Below are 17,890 nucleotides of genomic sequence, written 5' to 3'. Positions count from 1 at the left end.
AAGCTTGCGATAACGAAAGATTATTTCTGGTTGCCTAGGACGTGCTCCGGGAAAATGCGTGGGTCGGACGCAGGATTTATGAACGGATTGATGGAACGGAGGGCTTCGCGCGCCTGGGCCATGCCCTCGCGGTAATCGGATCTCTGCCCGGTTGATGTGGCGGCGGCTGGAGCTTACGAGGCTGATCACCTTGGGGCGCTCTGGCGTGTTCAGGGCCGGTCGTCGGGATATCCTAGCACAGTGAACTATCGCCATTCCTTTCATGCGGGCAACAGCGCCGACGTGGTGAAGCACAGCCTGCTGATTGCCTTGGTCCGTGCCCTCCAGCAAAAGCCGGGCGCGTTGACGCTGATCGATACCCATGCCGGTTGCGGGTTGTATGACCTTCGTGGGGATCAAGCGCAGCGCACCGGGGAGGCCGCGCAGGGCGTGGAGCGTGTCTTTGCCGGCGCGAACCCTCTGCTAGACGACTACCGCGCCGCGGTGCGGGCGGTGAATGCCGGGCCTGAGCCGCTGCTCTATCCCGGCTCGCCTCGGATTCTTGCACAGCTTCTCCGTCTGCAAGACCTGTTGATCATCAACGAAAAGCATCCCGAGGACGCCTATGCCCTGCGCGGTGCAATGCGCGGCACGCATGCTGCCGTGCATGAACGCGATGCCTACGAGTTCTGGCTGGCGATGCTGCCGACCCGGACCCCGCGAGGGCTGGTGGTGGTCGACCCGCCCTACGAGCAGACCGACGAACGCGCACGGATCACCAAGACCCTTGCTGCCGCGCATCGCAAATGGGCGCATGGCGTGACGGTGATCTGGTATCCGCTGAAGGACCGGTCTGCGCATGTGCACTGGAAGGACAAGCTGCGCAGGCTGGGCATCCCGAAGCTGCTGAACGTGGAGCACTGGCTTTACGATGCCGACCAGCCCGGCATCTATAACGGCGCAGGGCTGTTCATCGTGAACCCGCCCTATGCCTTTACGCAAGGCCTGGCGCCGATGCTGGAAGCCCTTCGCGCCGCGCTGGCGCCGGAGGGGCATCGGGGCACGCTGGGCGCGGAGTGGTTGAGCTGACGACTACGGATAGCTCACCGTCGTCGCCACCTTGGGCAGGGGTATGAATTCTTCCTCGTCGCCCGGCACCTTGGGGAAGCGGCCATCCTGCCAGTCGGCCTTGGCCTGGTTGATGCGCTCGCGGCTGGAGCTGACGAAGTTCCACCAGACGTGGCGTTTGGTGGCAAAGGCTTCGCCGCCCATCAGCATGACGCGGCCGCCGATTTCGGACTGCAGTCTGAGCACGGCGCCGGGTGCGAGGACGACGAGGTCGTAGAGGGCCAGCGGCAAGCCGTCGACCTGCGCTTCGCCGCCAACGAGCATGACGGCGCGTTCGTCGGCCTCGGCGTCGATCGGCAGGGCGCCGCCCGGCGCCAGCAGGATTTCGGCGTAGATCGTGGCGGCGTGCTGGGTGGTCGGCGCGGTCTGGCCCCAGAGCGTGCCCATGATCACGCGGGCGCTGACGCAGACGTCCTCGACGAGCGGCAGGGCGGTGACCTGTTCGAAGGCGGGGGCGATCTCTTCCTTGCCATCGGGCAGGGCGAGCCAGGTCTGCATGCCATAAAGGTGCGGGCCGCCGGGGCGCTCTGTCTCCGGCGAACGCTCGGAATGAACGATGCCGGTGCCGGCGGTCATCAGGTTGACTTGCCCCGGGCGGATCGTGGCGAAGGAGCCGAGGCTGTCACGATGGTCGATTGCGCCTTCAAACAGCCAGGTGACGGTGGCGAGGTTGATGTGCGGGTGGGGGCGCACGTCCATCGCGGTGCCGGCAGGCAGGTGGGCGGGGCCGAACTGGTCGACGAAGATGAACGGACCCACCATGGTCCGTTGGCGCGAAGGAATGGCGCGGCGGACTTCGAACGCGCCGAGATCATGGGCGACGGGGGTGATGGTCTGGATGATCGGATCAGTCATGCGTCCGCCTCGAGGTCAAGCAGTTCGAGCAGATTCACCGGGAACACCGGTTCATGCCAGTTTGCCAGTTCTTCGCGGGTAAACCAGCGAAATTCCTTGATTAGTTCGCGCTCAATGGCGGTGTGGCCCGAGGTGTCCGGGGTGAAGCCTTGCGTGCGGACGCGGAAGAAGCGTTCGTCCGAAGTGATCGGTTCGCCTTCGAGTGTGAGGTAATCGTCGGCGCGGGCGGCGACTTCGGGGCCGCAGTGGTCAACGACGAGGCCGGTTTCCTCGTAAAGCTCGCGCACCGCCGCAATGGCGAAGTCCTCGCCCGGATCGCATTCGCCCCCGACGCCACACCAGAACGGGCGGCGGTCTGCCGGGGCGAAGCGGATGAGGAGCAGGCGGTCTTGCTCGTCGAGCAGGAGGATGCGGGCAGCGCGGCGGATGCGGCGCGGAGTTTCACTCACCGGGAGCCTTGGCCTTGATGGCGAGAGCATGGACGCGCTGGCCGGGCAAGTCGCCCAGTGCCTTGTTGACCATGCGCTGGCGGTTGAGGCGCGACTGGCCGGTAAAGGCGGCGCTCTCGATCTCTACGGTAAAGTGCGATTCGCCGGTGCCATCGTCGCCCATGTGGCCCGAGTGGCTGGCACTGTCGTTGATGACAGCGAGATGGGTGGGGGAGAGGGCTTCGGTCAGAAGCCGTTCGATTTCCTGTGCGATTGGTCCGGTCATGGCTTTTCTTCTAGCGTCTTCATCGCCATGTGGACAGCACATGCGAAATGACAAGTTCCACGGTCGCGTCCAGGGTACGGGGCGTATCTGCAATGCCCCCGGCTGCGACGAGCCGGGCGAGTTCCGCGCGCCGGGCGTGCGCTCATCCGGGTTCGACGGACCGGGCGATTATCGCTGGTTCTGCCTCGAACACGTGCGGCAGTTCAATTCGGGATATGATTTCTTTGCCGGGATGACCCCGGAGGAGATTCTCAAGGCGCAGTCGCCGCTGGCCGGGTGGGAGCGCGAGACCCGGGCGTTCCGGCCCGACGCTGGTATCGACCAGGCGCCGCGCTGGGCGGACTTTGCCGATCCGCTCGAGGCGATCGCCCAGCGCGCCAAGGCGCGGCGGGCCGATCACCAGAAGGCGGCCGATGCGGCGCGGCGCGGGATCAGTCCGGACGAGCGCAAGGCCTATGACGCGCTGCATCTGGCCTATGACGCCGATCGGCGGCAGTTGCGGCAGAGCTATTCCGAGCTGGTGCGCAAGTATCACCCGGACCGCAACGGCGGCGACCGGACCTTCGAAGGGCGGCTGCAGGAAGTGGTCGAGGCCTACAACCTGCTCAAAGGCAGTGCGCTGTTCGCCTGATTTCCGGGCGCTGAATGACATTTCTCGCGCCAGTCTGGTGACGTCTCGCACAGACTTTTCATAGGAAATTTCCTATGCACTCCATGCCAACAGCGCATGGAGGCACGGACATGGCTTACGTCATCAAGAACGGAATCCTCAACGACAACTCCAATCCCGTAAGACAGATCAGATCGCGCAACACCGGCGGCGCCTTTCCGGCACCGCCCGGAATCGTGGTAATTCACTTTACCGCAGGCGGATCTGCCGCCTCGTCGGCCAACTGGTTCGCTTCGCGGGAAAACACCAATTCATCGGCACACGTGGTCGTCGACCGGGATGGCTCGATCATCCAATGCGTCAACTTCAACGAGGTGGCGTGGCATGCGGGCAAGTCGAGCTGGCGCGGTCTCGCCGGGCTGAACAAGCATTCCATCGGCATAGAGATCGCCAACTGGGGGGCGCTGCGGGGCGGCGCCAATGGCTGGTACAACGCGGCCGGGCAGAAGGTCGACAATGTGGTGATGGCGGTCCACCGCAACGGCAATCCCGATGGATCGCGCACGCCGATCGGCTGGGAGGCCTATCCGGCAGCGCAGTTCGAGGCCGTGGTCGCCCTCGTGCGGGCGCTGCGCGAAGTCTATCCGATTGCGGAGATCGTCGGGCATGACGATATCGCCCCGGTGCGCAAGTCCGATCCCGGCCCGGCGTTCGACATGGTCCGCTTCCGCCAGCGGGCATTGGGCGGGCGCGACCAGAACGGCGCGAACGTGGGCGTGGTCCGCTCGCCCGGCGGGCTCAACCTGCGCAGCGGTCCGGGCACGAACTTCGCCGTGGTCCAGTTGCTGGCTGACGGCAGCAAGGTCATGCCGATGGGCGTGAACGGATCGTGGATCGAGGTCACCACTCTCGATGCGGCGGGCAAGCCCAGCAAGACCGGTTGGGTGCACAGCCACTATCTTGATCTGGACTGAGGCCAGAAAGGAAGCGGGCGCCTGAAACGAAACGGGGCTCCCGAAGGAGCCCCGCAGCGTTTTCAGCAGTGGTACCTGCGATCAGGCGGTTACCGGCGCCGCATCGCGGACCGACTGGTCAACGTGTTCGGCGAACTGCTGGAAGTTGTCGACGAACTTGCGCACGAGTTCCTGTGCGGTCTTGTCGTATTCCTCGGCATCGGCCCATGCCCCGCGCGGATCGAGCAGCTTCGTGTCGACGCCCGGAACCTCGACCGGCACTTCGAAGCCGAAGTTCGGGTCCTTCTTGAAGTTGGCGTTGTTCAGGCTGCCATCGAGCGCGGCGTTGAGCAGGGCGCGGGTGGCCTTGATCGGCATGCGCTTGATGCCTTCCTGCGTGGCCTTGCCGCCCGACCAGCCGGTGTTGACCAGCCAGCACTTCACGCCGCCCTTGGCAATGCGTTCCTTGAGCAGGTTGCCATAGACCGACGGGTGGCGCGGCATGAACGGCGCGCCGAAGCAGGTGCTGAAGGTGGCTTCCGGCTCGGTCACGCCGATCTCGGTGCCGGCGACGCGGGCGGTGTAGCCCGAGAGGAAGTGATACATCGCCTGATCGGGCGTGAGGCGCGCGATCGGAGGCAGGACGCCATAGGCATCGGCGGTGAGGAAGATCAGGTTGGCCGGAACCGGGCCGAGGTTCTTCTCCGAGCAGTTCGGGATGAAGTCGATCGGGTAGGAACCGCGGCTGTTTTCGGCGAGGCGATTGTCGTCGAGGTCGATCGTGCGGGTGACGGGATCGATCACGACGTTTTCGAGCACGGTGCCGAAGCGCTTGGTGGTGGCGAAGATTTCCGGTTCGGCTTCGGCCGAGAGGCGGATCATCTTGGCGTAGCAGCCGCCTTCGAAGTTGAACACGGCGGTGTCGGACCAGCCATGCTCGTCATCGCCGATGAGCGTGCGCGAAGCATCGGCCGACAGCGTGGTCTTGCCGGTGCCGGACAGGCCGAAGAACACGGCAGTCTTGCCATCAGGACCGACGTTGGCCGAGCAGTGCATCGGCATGACGCCCTTGGTCGGCAGCAGGTAATTGAGGATGCCGAACACCGACTTCTTCATTTCACCCGCATAGGCGGTGCCGCCGATCAGGATCAGCTTCTCGGTGAAGTTGACCGCGATCACGGTTTCGCTGCGGCTGCCATGGCGTTCCGGATCAGCACGGAAGCTCGGCAGGTCGATGATGGTGTATTCCGGCACGAACGAGGCCAGCTCGTCAGTGGTCGGGCGGACCTGCAGGGTGCGGATGAAAAGGTTGTGCCAGGCGAATTCGTTGATGACGCGGACGTTGACGCGGTGTTCGGGCTGCGAGCCGCCGAACAGATCGGCCACGTAGAGGCGGTCCTTTTCACCTAGGGCCTTGATGAAATCGGCCTTGAGCGCGGCGAAGTGCTCCGGCGTCATGGGCACGTTGGTCTTGCCCCACCACACGGTGTTCTCGGTCTCGGCGTCGCGGACGATGAACTTGTCCTTGGCGGATCGGCCGGTGTGCTTGCCGGTCTCGACCACGAGCGGACCATCGACGCAGAGCAGGCCTTCACCGTTGCGGACGGCGTGTTCGACCAGAGGCGCGGTGCCGAGGTTGGCGAACAGCTCTGCCGGTTCGGGATAGCCCTGGCTGGCGAGGGACACGTTCAGGCTGGTATCGGACACTTGGGGCCTCCCGTTGGTGGCGCTTTGGACAGAGATTTGCCCGCTTGCGCACGGATTGCGAATACGAATGCGCTGATTCTCGACCTGCGCATAGTCACCTGCGTTTGCTGCGTCAAATGACACGCGGCAACGAAGTTTTTTTGCGCATCAGGTTGCGTTCCATGCAACTGGGAATGCTGCAGTGCAGCGGCATTTGCGCTTGAAGTTGCAAGCTTTGCTTACGCCCGGTATCGCTCGAAACCATGCCCACGCCGCAACCGCCTCGCGCCGAAAGTGCAGACCTGCCGCGCACGATCGCGCTTGTGGACGACGACCGCAATATCCTGACAACTGTTTCGATCGCACTGCAGACCGAGGGCTTCGCAACGCGGCTCTACAATGATGGTGACGCGGCCTTGAAGGCGCTGCTCGACAATCCGCCGGATCTGGCGGTGTGCGACATCAAGATGCCACGCATGGACGGGCTGGAGTTGCTGCGCCGCCTTCGCGAGAAGAGCGATCTGCCTGTCATCTTCCTGACGAGCAAGGACGACGAGGCCGACGAAGCGCTCGGCCTGTCGATGGGGGCCGACGATTATATCGCCAAACCGTTCAGCCAGCGATTGCTCGTAGCCCGGATTAAAGCGATTTTGCGGCGCAGCGAAATCGTGCGGCGCGAGGCGGCCGAACAGGAGGCGGACAGCGAACCCTTGCCCGAGCCGATCCGTCGCGGGCGACTGGTCATGGATCCGGCGCGCCATGCGGTGACCTGGGAGGGTGAGCCCGTTTCGCTTACGGTGACCGAGTTCCTGATCCTTGAAGCGCTGGCAATCAGGCCGGGCGTGGTGAAGACGCGCAACCAGCTCATGGATGCGGCCTATCACGACGATGTGTTCGTCGACGACCGCACGATCGACAGCCATATCAAGCGCCTGAGGCGCAAGTTCCGCGCGGTGGACGGCGAGTTCGGGGCGATCGAGACGCTCTACGGCGCCGGTTACAGTTTTGCCGAAGACTGACGGCAATTTTCAGCCGGGTTTGCGTCGGCGGCGCCTGCGGACGCTGTGGCGCATCCGCGGCGTCTCGCTGACCACCCGTATCCTGTTCGTCAACGTCATTGCCCTGGCGCTGCTTGCGGGCGGGTTCTTCTATCTCGACAGCTATCGGACCCAGCTGATCGAGGAGCGGTTCAAGCTGGCCCGGGCCGAGGCGGAGATCGCCGCCGATGCTCTGGACGGGGCGAAGATGGCGCAGCGCAAGGAATTGCTGGCGCGGATCGGCACGGATCAGGTGTTGCGCTTGCGGCTCTACGATCCTGAAAGCCAGTTGCTGGCCGACAGCTTCGCTCTGGCGCCCCCATCCTTCGCGCTGATCAATCCCGAGACCGAGCCCTGGTACCAGAAGGCGGCGCGACTGCTGGACCGGGGCGTGGACTTCATCGTCAACGCGCCGACGGTGGAGCGTTACAGCGATACCTCCGAGCGGCCGGCCGGGAGCTGGCCCGAGATCCAGGCGGCGCGGCAGTCGGGGCGGACGGAAGTGTACCTGCGCTATGCCCCCGACCGCACCCCCGTGATCACGGCGGCGACCCCGGTGGGTGACAAGGGCGAGGTGCTGCTGACCTTGCGCAATGCGCTCGACGTGACGCAATCGGTGCGTGATGCCCGCCAGACGCTGGTGATCATCATCGGCATCGCGCTGCTGCTGTCGGTCCAGCTCTCGCTGTTTCTCGCACGCACCATCGTCCAGCCATTGCGGGCGCTGGTGCGAGCGGCCGTGCGCGTGCGGCTCGGGCGCGAGCGCGAGGTGGTGGTGCCGCGCCTGCCCGATCGTGGCGACGAGATCGGCCTTCTGGCGCGCGCGGTTTCGGACATGACCACGGCCTTGCGCCAGCGGATCGACGCCGTGGAAAGCTTTGCCGCCGACGTTGCACACGAGCTCAAGAACCCGCTCGCCTCGCTTTCCAGCGCGCTCGAGACGATGGAACGGGTTGAGGAACCGGCACTGCGCCGCCAGCTTTCGGACATTGCCGCGCATGATGTGCAGCGGATCGACCGCCTGATTACCGAGATTGCGGACGCGAGCCGGATCGATGCGGAGCTGAGCCGCGCGACCTTTGTCGCGGTGGACCTCGCCTTGCTGGCCTCTCAGGTGGTGGGCGCGCGCGATGTGCGGGCCAGCGCCACCGTGCCGATCAGGATGGTGCGGCTGGACGGCGAGACGACCGTGCCGGGCGACGCCGCGCGGCTGGAGCGCGTGCTGGAGAACCTGCTCGACAACGCGGTCTCGTTCTCGCCGACGGGTGGCTGCGTCGACGTCAAGGTCTGGGGGGACGGGGACTGGGCGCATATTGCGGTAAGCGATCAGGGCCCGGGCGTGCCCATGGCGGAACGGGACAAGGTGTTCGAACGGTTCCATTCGGTGCGGCCGGCCGAAGAGGCGTTCGGCGCGCACAGCGGCCTTGGCCTTGCCATCGCGCGAACGATTGCCGAGGCGCATGACGGGACGCTGACGATCCATGATCGGCCCGATGGCAAGGCCGGGGCCTACTTCCTGCTGAGCATTCCCCTCGCGGTCGAGGAGGAAGCGGAGTGAGCCGGGCAGTGCAACTGACCTGCGTGGCGATTGGCGGGAGGGGCCTGCTGATCGCTGGAGCGCCGGGGACGGGCAAGTCGAGTCTCGCACTGGCGCTGATCGATCGCGGGGCAGTGCTGGTCGGCGACGATGGGGTGATGGTGGAAGCTAAGGAGGGGCACCTGATCGTTGCCGCACATCCCAATACGGTCGGCAAGCTGGAAGTGCGCAACCTTGGTATTCTTGATTTTCCCGTCTCGGCGCCGGTCCCCGCTGCATTGCTCGTGCAACTGGACAGCACCGCACCGCGGTTCATCGAGCAGGCGCAAGCGTATGAAATGGAAGGGATAAGAATTCCTTGCGTGGCACTCTGGCCGGAGTCGCCGGTGCTGCCGCTGCGCGCGGAGCTGGCGCTTGCCCGCTATGGGTTGACGTTTTCCTGATTGGGGACAGGTCCATTTTGCGGACTTTCCAAGCGTGCGGCAAAGGCGCAAAGCGGGCTTCCGATGGCGCAAGACTCAAGCTCTCCAGGCTCCGGCCCTCAGCGCATTCTCCTCGTCACCGGCTTGCTCGGCGCGGGGAAGACGACCGCGCTGCGCACGCTGGAGGATCTGGGCTGGGAGGCGATCGACAACTTCCCGATCCGCCTGCTCGATCGCCTGCTCGAAACCGAACCGGGATCGGCGCGGATGGAATCGGGCGCGCCCATGGCGATCGGCTTCGATACCCGCACGCGGGGGTTCGATCCGGCCAGGACGATCCAACTGGTCAAGAAGCTCTCGCAGCGGAAGGACATCGAAGTCACCACCCTGTTCCTCGATTGTGGCGGGGCTGAACTCGAGCGGCGCTACAACGAAACCCGCCGCCGCCACCCGATGAGCGAGGACAAGCCGGCCTCGACCGGGATCATGGCCGAGCGCGAACTGCTCGAGCCGCTGCGACGCTGGGCCGATGTGGTGATCTCGACCACCAGCTTCACCTCGAACGACCTGCAGCAGGCGATTCGCGACCAGTTCGGCGATGTGACCGCCTCTGCACCGACGCTGACGATCAGCAGCTTCGGCTTTTCGCGGGGCACGCCGCCGCTCGCTGATCTGGTGTTCGACATGCGGTTTCTTGCCAACCCGCACTGGGTGGACGAACTGCGGCCGCAGACCGGGCAGGACCCGGCGGTGGGGGACTTTATCCGGCAGGACCCTGCTTTTGCCGAGGCTTTCCAACGGATTCGCGATCTGCTGCTGCTGCTGCTTCCGCGCTATCGCCAACAGGGCAAGGCATATGTCCACGTGGCATTTGGCTGTACCGGCGGCAAGCATCGCTCGGTGTTCATGGCCGAGCAGATCGCTTCAGCCTTGCGCGCGGAAGGATTTTCACCCACATTGCTGCATCGCAACCTCGCGTCGCGCGCGGCCGATCTGCTTGAAGGTCGGAAAGCTTGAGACAGCGGGGGATAACAAGGATGGGCGGGGCAGCACTGGAAGCCATGCGTTTTGATTCCCAGTCGTCTTGCGCGCCCTGCAATCCTGCCAAGCTCGCGTTCATCGCCAGCAGTGCAGATTGCCCGGCCGCACTTCGGAGCCTGCCCCTTTCATGATCGGTCTTATTCTGGTTACCCACGGCGCTCTCGCCGACGAGTTCATCCATGCGATGGAGCATGTCGTCGGCCGGCAAAGCGACGTGATCGGCGTGTGCATCGGTCCCAACGATGACATGGAGAAGCGCCGCAAGGAGATCGCCGACGCGATTCGGCGCGTCGATAGCGGCGAAGGCGTGATCATCCTGACCGACCTGTTCGGTGGAACGCCCTCGAATCTTGCGATCTCGCTGATGCAGGCGGGGCGCGTCGAAGTGATTGCCGGGATCAACCTGCCCATGCTGATCCGCCTCGCAAAGGCGCGCAATTGCATGGGTGTAAAGGAAGCGACAGCCGCCGCGCGCGATGCGGGGCGGAATTACATAACGATCGCTTCGGAATTCTTAGGGCAGGATGCATGAGATGGCTGAACAGGGTTACGTCACCCGGGAGACAGTAACGATCGTCAACCAGCGCGGTCTCCATGCACGGGCCAGCGCCAAGTTCGTCAACGCGGTGGCCAAGCTGCCTGCCGGGTTCGAGGTGACCGTGGCCAAGGACGGCACCGATGCCGCCGGGGCTTCCATCCTGGGGTTGATGATGCTGGGCGCGGCGAAGGGCGATACGGTGGATGTGAGCGTAGCTGGCCCTGAAGGCGAGGCAGACGCGATCCTGATGAAGCTGACCGGCCTGATCAAGGACGGCTTCGGCGAAGACTAACGGTTGCTGCGACCCGCTCAGTCGCGCATGGGGATGCCATGACGCGCAAGATCATCACCGGCTATTCCAACCCGACGGTAAAGTTCGTCCGCTCCCTGCGCGAGAAGAAGCACCGGCGGCGCGAGCGCAAGTTCCTGGCCGAGGGGCTGCGCCTGCTGACCGATGCGCGTGAGGGGGGGCGACTGCCGGAAATCCTGCTCATGGCGCAAGGGCGCGAAGGGCACCCTCTGCTTGACGAGCTTGAGGCGGATGTCGCCCGCGCCGGCGGCGATGTGATCGAGCTGCCGCTGGACATCCTGGCCAAGGTGACCGGCAAGGAAAATCCGCAGGCAGTTGCGGGGGTGTTTGCCGAGTGGGACACTTCGATCGATCTGATCGATCGCAATGCCGCGCCGATCTGGCTGGTTGCGCACGCCATGCGAGATCCCGGCAATCTTGGCACGATGCTGCGCACGGCGGACGCGGTGGGGGCAGGCGGGCTGATCCTGATCGACGATTGCGTGGATCCGTTCTCGGTCGAAGCCGTGCGGGCGAGCATGGGCGCGATCTTTACCGAGCGGCTGGCGCAGGCCCGGTGGGACGAGTTCATCGCCTGGTTGCGGCAGGGCAAGGGGCAACTCGTGGCGGCATCCTTGCGCGAGGCGGTGCCCTATCGTGGTGCGGCCTATGCCAGCCCATGCTTCGTGATGGTCGGCAACGAATCGCGTGGGCTGCCTGAAGATTACGAGATGGCCTGCGACTTGCGCGTGACCATGCCGATGAAGGGGCGCGCGGACAGCCTGAACGCGGCGGTGGCAGGGGCTGTGCTGGCCTACGAAGTACTTGCCAGCCTGCCTGAATAACCACGTACCAACCGGTTAATCGCACGCTCAGTCGCGCGGGAGCATGGGTAGCCTCATGCGCTCGATTCTCGCCTTTCTCGCGGTTTCGGCCTCGCTCCTGGCGGGTTGCGCCACTGCGCCTTCGGGTAGTGCGGGGCTGGCCGGTACGGCTTGGACGATCCTGCGCGTGGATGGGGCCGCGCCGGTTGCGCCCGAGAAGGCCACCTTGAAGTTCGAGGACGGGCGGCTGAGCGCAAGCGTCGGCTGCAACGGCATCGGCGGCGACTATCGCGTCGATGGGCAGAGGTTGGTCGCTGGCCCGCTCATGGCGACGCGGATGTTCTGCGAGGGTCCGGTGTGGCAACAGGAGGAGGCGGTCAACGCATTGCTATCTGCCGCACCCGAGATCGAGCGCCGCGGACGGACGATGCGGTTGGTGTCCGGCGGACATGCGCTCGACCTGGAGCTGACGACCGGCTGATCAATCCCCGGCGATGAAGGCGGTGATCTGCCACTGACCCTGCTTGGGTTCGGCACTCAGGCGATAGTCGAGCAGGCTGCGCAGCTTGGCCGTTTCGATGTAGCCTTTGGTTCCGTCATGCGTGGTGACGCGGATCGCTCTGGCTTCACTGTCGAAGTCCATCGGATCTATGCCGACAATGCTCCAGCCTGCTGGCGCCAAGGGTTTGCCGCCCGGTTTATCCCGCATGGGCGTGTCGTCGCCGAGCACCAGCATCGCGCTGTAACTGTCGATGTCTTCCGGCACGTTCCAGAAGACCCATGGCATGGCGGCCAGCCCGCCCTGCACGGCGCAGCCCAGCGGCAACATCGCTTCGAGTTCATGCCACAGTTTCGTCTCGGGATCGTTGAGACGCTTGACCAGTTCGGCAGGCCCGTTGCCGCCCCCATAGTCCAGCGCGATATCGGGTGCCGCGAGCTTGGACATCGCTTGCGCGTCCCGTTTCAGGATCGCGGCCACCAAGGCCTTGTGAAACGCGGGCCAGCCTGGCTGCTTCAGGCATTCGTCCCGCGGCGCGTAGCGGGCTTCCTGCACCGTAGCAGGCGCAGGGGTGGCAGACTGGCTTGCTTCAGGTTCGGGCTCCACCACGGGCTCGGAGGCCGGCGGGGGCGCTGGCGGGGCCGGATAGGGTTCACTAGCGCTTGGCGACGCTTGAGGCTCGCTCCCGCTCCCGCACCCGGCCAGAGCCGCCAGTGCGGCAGTGGCGAAAAGGAGCCGGGCGAGCCTCTGTGTCATTCCGCAGCGACGTCTCCATCGTCGTTGGCAATCGCTGCGAGCGGCACCGGTTCTGCCTCGGCATAGCGCGGGGCGGCTTCGACAAGAGGCACTTCCTCAAGCTCGCGCTTGCCGATCTCGATGTGCTTGTCCTTCAGGCGGCGACCAGCCGACAGCACGTTGCGTTCGAAGCTGCCGACGAACTTGTTGTAGTTGCTCACTGCACTGTCCAGCCCGTTGCCGACGCGCTTGAGGTGTTCGGCGGCGACGGCAAGGCGATCGTAAAGCTCGCCGCCCATCTTGCCGATCTCGCGCGCTTCGCGGGCCAGGCCGTCCTGCCGCCAGACTTGGGCCACGGTGCGGGCAATGGCGACGAGGTTGGTCGGGCTGGCCAGCAGAACGCGCCGTTCGAAGGCGAAATCCCATAGCGAGGGGTCACGCTCCAGCGCGGCGGCAATGAAGTGTTCGCCGGGGACGAACATCAGCACGTAGTCCGGCGCCTCTTCGAACTGCGACTGATAGGACTTGGCGCCCAGTGTCTGGATGTGGTTGCGCATCGACTGGACGTGGGCGTTCAACGCGATCTTCCGCGTATCGTCGTCCTCCGCCTCGAAGGCATCCTGATAGGCATTGAGCGAAACCTTGGCGTCGATCACCAGCAGCTTGTTTCCGGGAACGCGGACGATGGCATCCGGGCGCAGGCGGCCTTCGTCGGTATCGACCGAATGTTCCGTGATGAAATCGGTGTGTTCGGACAGGCCGCATTGTTCCAGCACGTTGCGCAACTGCAGTTCGCCCCAGCGCCCGCGAGTTTTCGGGCCATTGCGCAGCGAGTTGCCGAGTTGGGCGGCTGCGGCACGCACTGCTTCCTGCCCATCGCGCATCGACTGGATCAGACCGGTCAGCTGGCCAAACGAGTCCACGCGCTGCTTTTCGAGGCTCTGCACCTGTTCCTCATAACTGCGCAGCCGCTGGTCTACAGGGGCGAGCAGGGACTTGAGGCGTTCGGCGCTGGTCTTCTCGCTTTCCTCGAAACGGGCATGAGCACGGTTGAGAAAGGCTTCCTGCGCCTTTTCCAGCACCTTGTTGCCAGCATTCTCGAACTCCTTGCGCAGGGCCTCCTGCGCCTCGATCAGCAGGCGCTTCTGTTCGGCGAAGTTCTCGGCATCGGCCTTCATGCGCTCAAGCTCGGCGCGCAATGATTCGCGCTCGGCCCGGACCTGAGCAAGTTCGGCGCGGACCTGATCTGCATCGGCAGCGCGCTGGCGGGCGGCGGCGAGAGCAGGGGCCAGTTCATCGCGCTGGCGGCGAACATCCTGCAGTTCGGCAAGGCCGGATTCCAGTGCCTTGGCGCGCTCCACCGTGGCAGCGAGGTCGACCGTCATCGCCTTGACCGTGCCTTCGTGGGCCTTGGCCTCGGCATCGCGGCTGTCATGGCGGGCGCGCCACTCGGCAGCAGGGCGGGAGCCGAGGAACCAGCCGATACCAAGCCCGATCACAAGCGCTACGATGACGAAAAGGGCAGATTCCACGGAATTCTCCAACAGGAACGAAATGGGAACCTACCGTGACGCGCCAATTGGCGCAACCGATTCAGCCGGCGTGTTCCACAGGCAGGACGGGGCGCGGAACGGAAAGGAGCGCGACCCGCTAAGCCCTTGCGAACGAAGGAGAGCGCCCATGTCGATCGAGAAGATGATTTCGGAACACCCGCAGGTGGGTGACAACTACAACGCCACGCTGGGGTTGGCAGTGAAGCATGCGATGTATTGCTCCGCGATCTGCAATTCGTGCGCAGATGCCTGTCTCGCCGAAGCGATGGACATGGATCAGTGCATCCGCACCTGCCTGGATTGCTCTGATGTCTGCGCCGCCACGAGCAGCCTTGCCATGCGCCGCACGGGATCCAACCGCGAGCTGATCCGGGCGCAGCTTGCCGTGTGCATCAAGGCCTGCGAGATTTGCGAGGCGGAGTGCGCGAAGCATGACCACGCCCATTGCCGCCGCTGCGCGCAGATGTGCCGTGAATGCGCCGACGATTGCCGCCGGGCACTCGAAGATCTGGATCGTGAGGTGCATGAGGCCGCGTAACGCGGCCTCATCAGGTCACGCCGCCTTGCGCAGCTTTTCCAGCTTTTTCAGCGCCATGTTGCGCTTGAGGCGCGAAAGGTGGTCTATGAACAGCACGCCTTCGAGATGATCCATCTCGTGCTGGAGGCAGGTGGCCATCAGGCCGTCCATTTCCTCCTCGTGCGTGTTTCCGTCGAGGTCCTGCCAGCGCGCGCGGATGCGGGCAGGGCGCTCGACCTCGGCGTAGATCTCGGGCACGGAGAGGCAGCCTTCCTGATAGAGGCTGTGCTCTTCAGATGGGTCGAGGATCTCGGGGTTGATGAAGACCCGCGGTTCCTTCTTGGTCGGCTGGTGGTGATGGTGGTGGCCATCGTGGTCGCAGGCGACGGGTTCGGCATCGGGATCATCGGGCTGAAGGTCGATGACCAGCACGCGCAGTGGCACGCCCACCTGGATCGCGGCGAGGCCGATGCCGGGGGCATCGTACATCGTCTCGAACATGTCTTCGACCAGCGTCTTGAGCTCGTCGTCGAACTTTTCGACGGGGACGGAGACCTGCTTGAGGCGCGGGTCGGGGACTTCGATGATTTCACGGATGGCCATGGGGGGCAGATAAGGAATGTGGGCGGGAGTCGCAAGAACAGCGTTTCGATCAGTGTGATCGACTGTCAGCCGACCGGCCTTCTTGCCCGCAACGCTTGCGCCAAGGTACCTTCGTCGAGGTAGTCAAGCTCGCCGCCGACCGGCAGGCCGTGCGCCAGTTGCGTGACGCGCACGGGGGCGTCTTCGAACCGCTCGGCGATGTAATGGGCGGTGGTCTGGCCTTCGAGCGTGGCGTTCATGGCGAGGACGACTTCGTCGATGCCGCCGTGGCCCACGCGGTCGAGCAGCTGGCCGATGGTCAGGTCTTCGGGGCGCACGCCTTCCAAGGCCGATAGCCTGCCGCCGAGCACGTGGTACTTGCCGGTGAACAGGCGGGCGCGGTCCAGCGCCCAGAGGTCGGCGACTTCCTCGACCACGCAAATGGAGCGCTGGTCACGGCGGGGATCGGTGCAGATGCCGCAGGGGTTGGCGGTATCGACATTGCCGCAGACCTCGCATTCGACCAGCAGTTCCTGCACCTGGGTCAGCGCGTTGAGCAACTGGGGCAGCGCGGTTTCGCGCCGTTTGATCAGCCACAGCACGGCGCGGCGGGCCGAGCGGGGGCCGAGCCCGGGGAGGCGCGCCAATGCGCCGGAAAGTGCCTCGATCTCTTGCGATGCCATGGCAGCACAGATAGGGCCGGAGCCGACAAACGGAAGGCCTTGCAGACAGCTTATGCGCATCATCTTCATGGGCACGCCCGATTTCGCGGTGCCGACGCTGGAAGCGCTGGTCGCTGCTGGGCACGAGGTGGTTGCCGTCTACAGCCAGCCGCCGCGGCCGGCGGGGCGGGGCAAGAAGCTCCAGCCGTCGCCGGTGCATCTGGCGGCGGAGGCGCATGGGATCGAGGTGCGCACGCCGGCTTCATTGAAAGGGGCCGATGAGCAAGCGGCACTGGCCGCGCTGGGGGCCGATGTCGCGGTCGTGGCGGCCTATGGCCTGATCCTGCCGCAGGCGGTGCTGGACGCGCCGCGCCTGGGCTGCCTCAACGTCCACGGCTCGATCCTGCCGCGCTGGCGGGGGGCGGCGCCTGTGCAGCGGGCGATCCTTGCAGGTGACGAAATGACCGGCGTGACCATCATGCAGATGGAGCGCGGACTGGATACCGGGCCGATGCTGGCCGAGGTTGAGACGCCGGTCGATGGCAAGACTGCGGGCGAACTGACTGCGGAGCTGGCCGCGAAGGGCGCCGCGCTGATGGTGCAGGTGCTCACTGATCTGGCTGCCTATCCGGCCGTGGTGCAGCCCGAGGCGGGCGTGACTTACGCCCACAAGATCGACAAGGCGGAGAGCCGGCTGGATTTCACGCGCGATGCGGTGGCGGTGGAACGGCAGGTACGGGCGTTTGCGCCGGTGCCCGGAGCGTTCTTCGAGCTTGAGGGCGAGCGGTATCGCATACTGGCGGCTGAAGTCGCTGATGCGCAGGGTGAGGCTGGCGTGACGCTTGATGACAGGCTCACCATCGCCTGCGGTTGGGGCGCGATCCGGCCTGTGTTGATCCAGAGGGCGGGGCGTCCGGCCATGGATGCGGCATCGCTTCTGCGCGGGCGGGCGATTGCGGCGGGGACCCCGCTCGGCTGATGCGGTTTGCGCTGACTCTCGAATGGAACGGCGGGCCCTATATGGGCTTCCAGCGCCAGTCGCACGGGCCGAGCGTGCAGCAGGCGGTGGAAGAGGCGGTCGAATCCGTTACGGGCGAGGCCGTGGTGCTCAACGCCGCAGGGCGGACAGATACCGGGGTTCATGCGCTGGGGATGCGAGCGCATTTCGATCTTTCGCGCGCGTTCGATCCGTTTCGCATGATGGAAGCACTCAATGCGCGGCTGCGCCTGGCGGAGCATCCGATCGCGGTGCTCGATTGCAGCCACGTGGCCGACGACTGGCATGCGCGCTTCTCTTGCATCGGCAGGTCGTACGAATATCGCATCATCAATCGCCGCGCGCCGCTTACGCTGGAACTGGGGCGGGCCTGGCGTATCGCCAAGCCGCTTGACGCTGCGGCGATGCACGCCGCGGCGCAGGCGCTGGTGGGCCATCACGATTTCACCACGTTCCGTTCGGTGCACTGCCAGTCGGCCAGCCCGTTGAAGACGCTCGACCGGCTGGACGTGCGGCGCGAGGGCGACCGGGTGATCATCGAGGCAGCGGCGCGCAGCTTCCTGCACCATCAGGTGCGCTCGATGGTGGGGTGCCTTGCGCTGGTGGGGCAGGGGCAGTGGCCGGTCGGCCAGGTGGCCGAAGCGCTGGCAGCAAAAGACCGTAGCAAATTAGGACTTAACGCGCCTGCCGAAGGTCTATACTTCGTCTCCGCAACATATCCCGGAGAGTGAA

22 protein-coding genes are annotated in these 17,890 nt (G+C 65.1%); 14 read left to right on the top strand and 8 right to left on the bottom strand.

The window, feature by feature from the left end:
• Nucleotides 1-240 precede the first annotated feature (240 nt).
• Nucleotides 241-1,068 (top strand): 23S rRNA (adenine(2030)-N(6))-methyltransferase RlmJ, encoded by an 828-nt coding sequence (locus IM701_RS13310; RefSeq protein ID WP_193827202.1) that lies wholly within the window; start codon nt 241-243, stop codon nt 1,066-1,068.
• Between the two features lie 3 nt (nt 1,069-1,071).
• On the opposite strand, the gene IM701_RS13305 is transcribed toward IM701_RS13310, so the two are convergent.
• Genes IM701_RS13305 through IM701_RS13295 form a run of 3 tightly spaced genes read right to left on the bottom strand, consistent with a single transcriptional unit; the run spans nt 1,072 to nt 2,676 of the window.
• On the bottom strand, nt 1,072-1,962 hold the full coding sequence (locus tag IM701_RS13305; protein WP_193827201.1) for a pirin family protein: 891 nt from the start codon (nt 1,960-1,962) through the stop codon (nt 1,072-1,074).
• Nucleotides 1,959-2,411 (bottom strand): NUDIX hydrolase, encoded by a 453-nt coding sequence (locus tag IM701_RS13300; RefSeq protein ID WP_039331567.1) that lies wholly within the window; start codon nt 2,409-2,411, stop codon nt 1,959-1,961. Before IM701_RS13300 ends, IM701_RS13305 begins: the two co-directional genes overlap by 4 nt.
• Complete coding sequence (locus tag IM701_RS13295; protein WP_193827200.1) at nt 2,404-2,676, bottom strand: BolA family transcriptional regulator; 273 nt, start codon at nt 2,674-2,676, stop codon at nt 2,404-2,406. Before IM701_RS13295 ends, IM701_RS13300 begins: the two co-directional genes overlap by 8 nt.
• A 40-nt stretch (nt 2,677-2,716) precedes the next feature.
• Here IM701_RS13295 and IM701_RS13290 point away from each other — a divergent pair, with 40 nt between their 5' ends.
• The gene (locus tag IM701_RS13290; RefSeq protein ID WP_062343718.1) at nt 2,717-3,307 is read left to right on the top strand and encodes a J domain-containing protein; all 591 of its coding nucleotides are present in this window, start codon (nt 2,717-2,719) and stop codon (nt 3,305-3,307) included.
• 110 nt (nt 3,308-3,417) lie between these two features.
• Nucleotides 3,418-4,260 carry an N-acetylmuramoyl-L-alanine amidase gene (locus IM701_RS13285; RefSeq protein WP_039331572.1) on the top strand — a complete coding sequence of 281 codons (843 nt, stop codon included), beginning with the start codon at nt 3,418-3,420 and terminating at the stop codon, nt 4,258-4,260.
• Between the two features lie 81 nt (nt 4,261-4,341).
• Here IM701_RS13285 and IM701_RS13280 read toward each other — a convergent pair whose 3' ends face one another.
• A complete protein-coding gene (locus IM701_RS13280) occupies nt 4,342-5,946 on the bottom strand; it encodes a phosphoenolpyruvate carboxykinase (RefSeq protein ID WP_193827199.1) in 1,605 nt (534 codons plus the stop codon).
• Between the two features lie 242 nt (nt 5,947-6,188).
• Between IM701_RS13280 and IM701_RS13275 the strand changes: the two genes are divergently transcribed.
• The 8 genes from IM701_RS13275 to IM701_RS13240 all read left to right on the top strand — a co-directional run bounded on the left by IM701_RS13275 (nt 6,189) and on the right by IM701_RS13240 (nt 12,094).
• A complete protein-coding gene (locus IM701_RS13275) occupies nt 6,189-6,944 on the top strand; it encodes a response regulator transcription factor (protein ID WP_193827198.1) in 756 nt (251 codons plus the stop codon).
• Nucleotides 6,931-8,520 (top strand): stimulus-sensing domain-containing protein, encoded by a 1,590-nt coding sequence (locus tag IM701_RS13270; protein WP_193827197.1) that lies wholly within the window; start codon nt 6,931-6,933, stop codon nt 8,518-8,520. The genes IM701_RS13275 and IM701_RS13270 overlap by 14 nt, the downstream gene beginning before the upstream one ends.
• A complete protein-coding gene (locus IM701_RS13265; RefSeq protein ID WP_193827196.1) occupies nt 8,517-8,942 on the top strand; it encodes an HPr kinase/phosphorylase in 426 nt (141 codons plus the stop codon). Before IM701_RS13270 ends, IM701_RS13265 begins: the two co-directional genes overlap by 4 nt.
• 63 nt (nt 8,943-9,005) lie before the next feature.
• Nucleotides 9,006-9,938: an RNase adapter RapZ gene (gene rapZ, locus IM701_RS13260; RefSeq protein WP_193827195.1), complete on the top strand. Its 933-nt coding sequence runs from the start codon at nt 9,006-9,008 to the stop codon at nt 9,936-9,938.
• 151 nt (nt 9,939-10,089) lie between these two features.
• The gene (locus IM701_RS13255; RefSeq protein WP_039331580.1) at nt 10,090-10,494 is read left to right on the top strand and encodes a PTS sugar transporter subunit IIA; all 405 of its coding nucleotides are present in this window, start codon (nt 10,090-10,092) and stop codon (nt 10,492-10,494) included.
• A gap of 1 nt (nt 10,495) precedes the next feature.
• Nucleotides 10,496-10,792 carry an HPr family phosphocarrier protein gene (locus tag IM701_RS13250; RefSeq protein ID WP_039331581.1) on the top strand — a complete coding sequence of 99 codons (297 nt, stop codon included), beginning with the start codon at nt 10,496-10,498 and terminating at the stop codon, nt 10,790-10,792.
• A gap of 38 nt (nt 10,793-10,830) precedes the next feature.
• A complete protein-coding gene (locus IM701_RS13245; protein WP_193827194.1) occupies nt 10,831-11,634 on the top strand; it encodes an RNA methyltransferase in 804 nt (267 codons plus the stop codon).
• Between the two features lie 55 nt (nt 11,635-11,689).
• Complete coding sequence (locus IM701_RS13240) at nt 11,690-12,094, top strand: META domain-containing protein (RefSeq protein ID WP_193827193.1); 405 nt, start codon at nt 11,690-11,692, stop codon at nt 12,092-12,094.
• Here IM701_RS13240 and IM701_RS13235 read toward each other — a convergent pair whose 3' ends face one another.
• Nucleotides 12,095-12,718 carry a hypothetical protein gene (locus tag IM701_RS13235; RefSeq protein ID WP_193827192.1) on the bottom strand — a complete coding sequence of 208 codons (624 nt, stop codon included), beginning with the start codon at nt 12,716-12,718 and terminating at the stop codon, nt 12,095-12,097.
• 146 nt (nt 12,719-12,864) lie between these two features.
• On the bottom strand, nt 12,865-14,379 hold the full coding sequence (gene rmuC / locus IM701_RS13230) for a DNA recombination protein RmuC (RefSeq protein ID WP_193827191.1): 1,515 nt from the start codon (nt 14,377-14,379) through the stop codon (nt 12,865-12,867).
• A 148-nt stretch (nt 14,380-14,527) separates the two neighbouring features.
• On the opposite strand from rmuC, the gene IM701_RS13225 reads away from it, so the two are divergent.
• The gene (locus tag IM701_RS13225; RefSeq protein WP_193827190.1) at nt 14,528-14,938 is read left to right on the top strand and encodes a four-helix bundle copper-binding protein; all 411 of its coding nucleotides are present in this window, start codon (nt 14,528-14,530) and stop codon (nt 14,936-14,938) included.
• Nucleotides 14,939-14,953: 15 nt separating this feature from the next.
• Here IM701_RS13225 and def read toward each other — a convergent pair whose 3' ends face one another.
• Nucleotides 14,954-15,520: a peptide deformylase gene (def, locus tag IM701_RS13220; protein ID WP_062346579.1), complete on the bottom strand. Its 567-nt coding sequence runs from the start codon at nt 15,518-15,520 to the stop codon at nt 14,954-14,956.
• Between the two features lie 65 nt (nt 15,521-15,585).
• Nucleotides 15,586-16,182, bottom strand: coding sequence for a recombination mediator RecR (recR, locus tag IM701_RS13215; RefSeq protein WP_193827189.1), 597 nt, complete (start codon nt 16,180-16,182; stop codon nt 15,586-15,588).
• Nucleotides 16,183-16,234: 52 nt separating this feature from the next.
• Between recR and fmt the strand changes: the two genes are divergently transcribed.
• Nucleotides 16,235-17,140 (top strand): methionyl-tRNA formyltransferase, encoded by a 906-nt coding sequence (gene fmt, locus IM701_RS13210; RefSeq protein ID WP_193827188.1) that lies wholly within the window; start codon nt 16,235-16,237, stop codon nt 17,138-17,140.
• A complete protein-coding gene (truA, locus tag IM701_RS13205) occupies nt 17,137-17,889 on the top strand; it encodes a tRNA pseudouridine(38-40) synthase TruA (protein WP_062346585.1) in 753 nt (250 codons plus the stop codon). Before fmt ends, truA begins: the two co-directional genes overlap by 4 nt.
• Nucleotide 17,890: the final 1 nt, after the last annotated feature.

The sequence above is a fragment of the Novosphingobium sp. ES2-1 genome (assembly GCF_015169775.1).
GTDB lineage: Bacteria > Pseudomonadota > Alphaproteobacteria > Sphingomonadales > Sphingomonadaceae > Novosphingobium > Novosphingobium subterraneum.
This window is presented reverse-complemented; position numbering and strand designations above follow the sequence as displayed.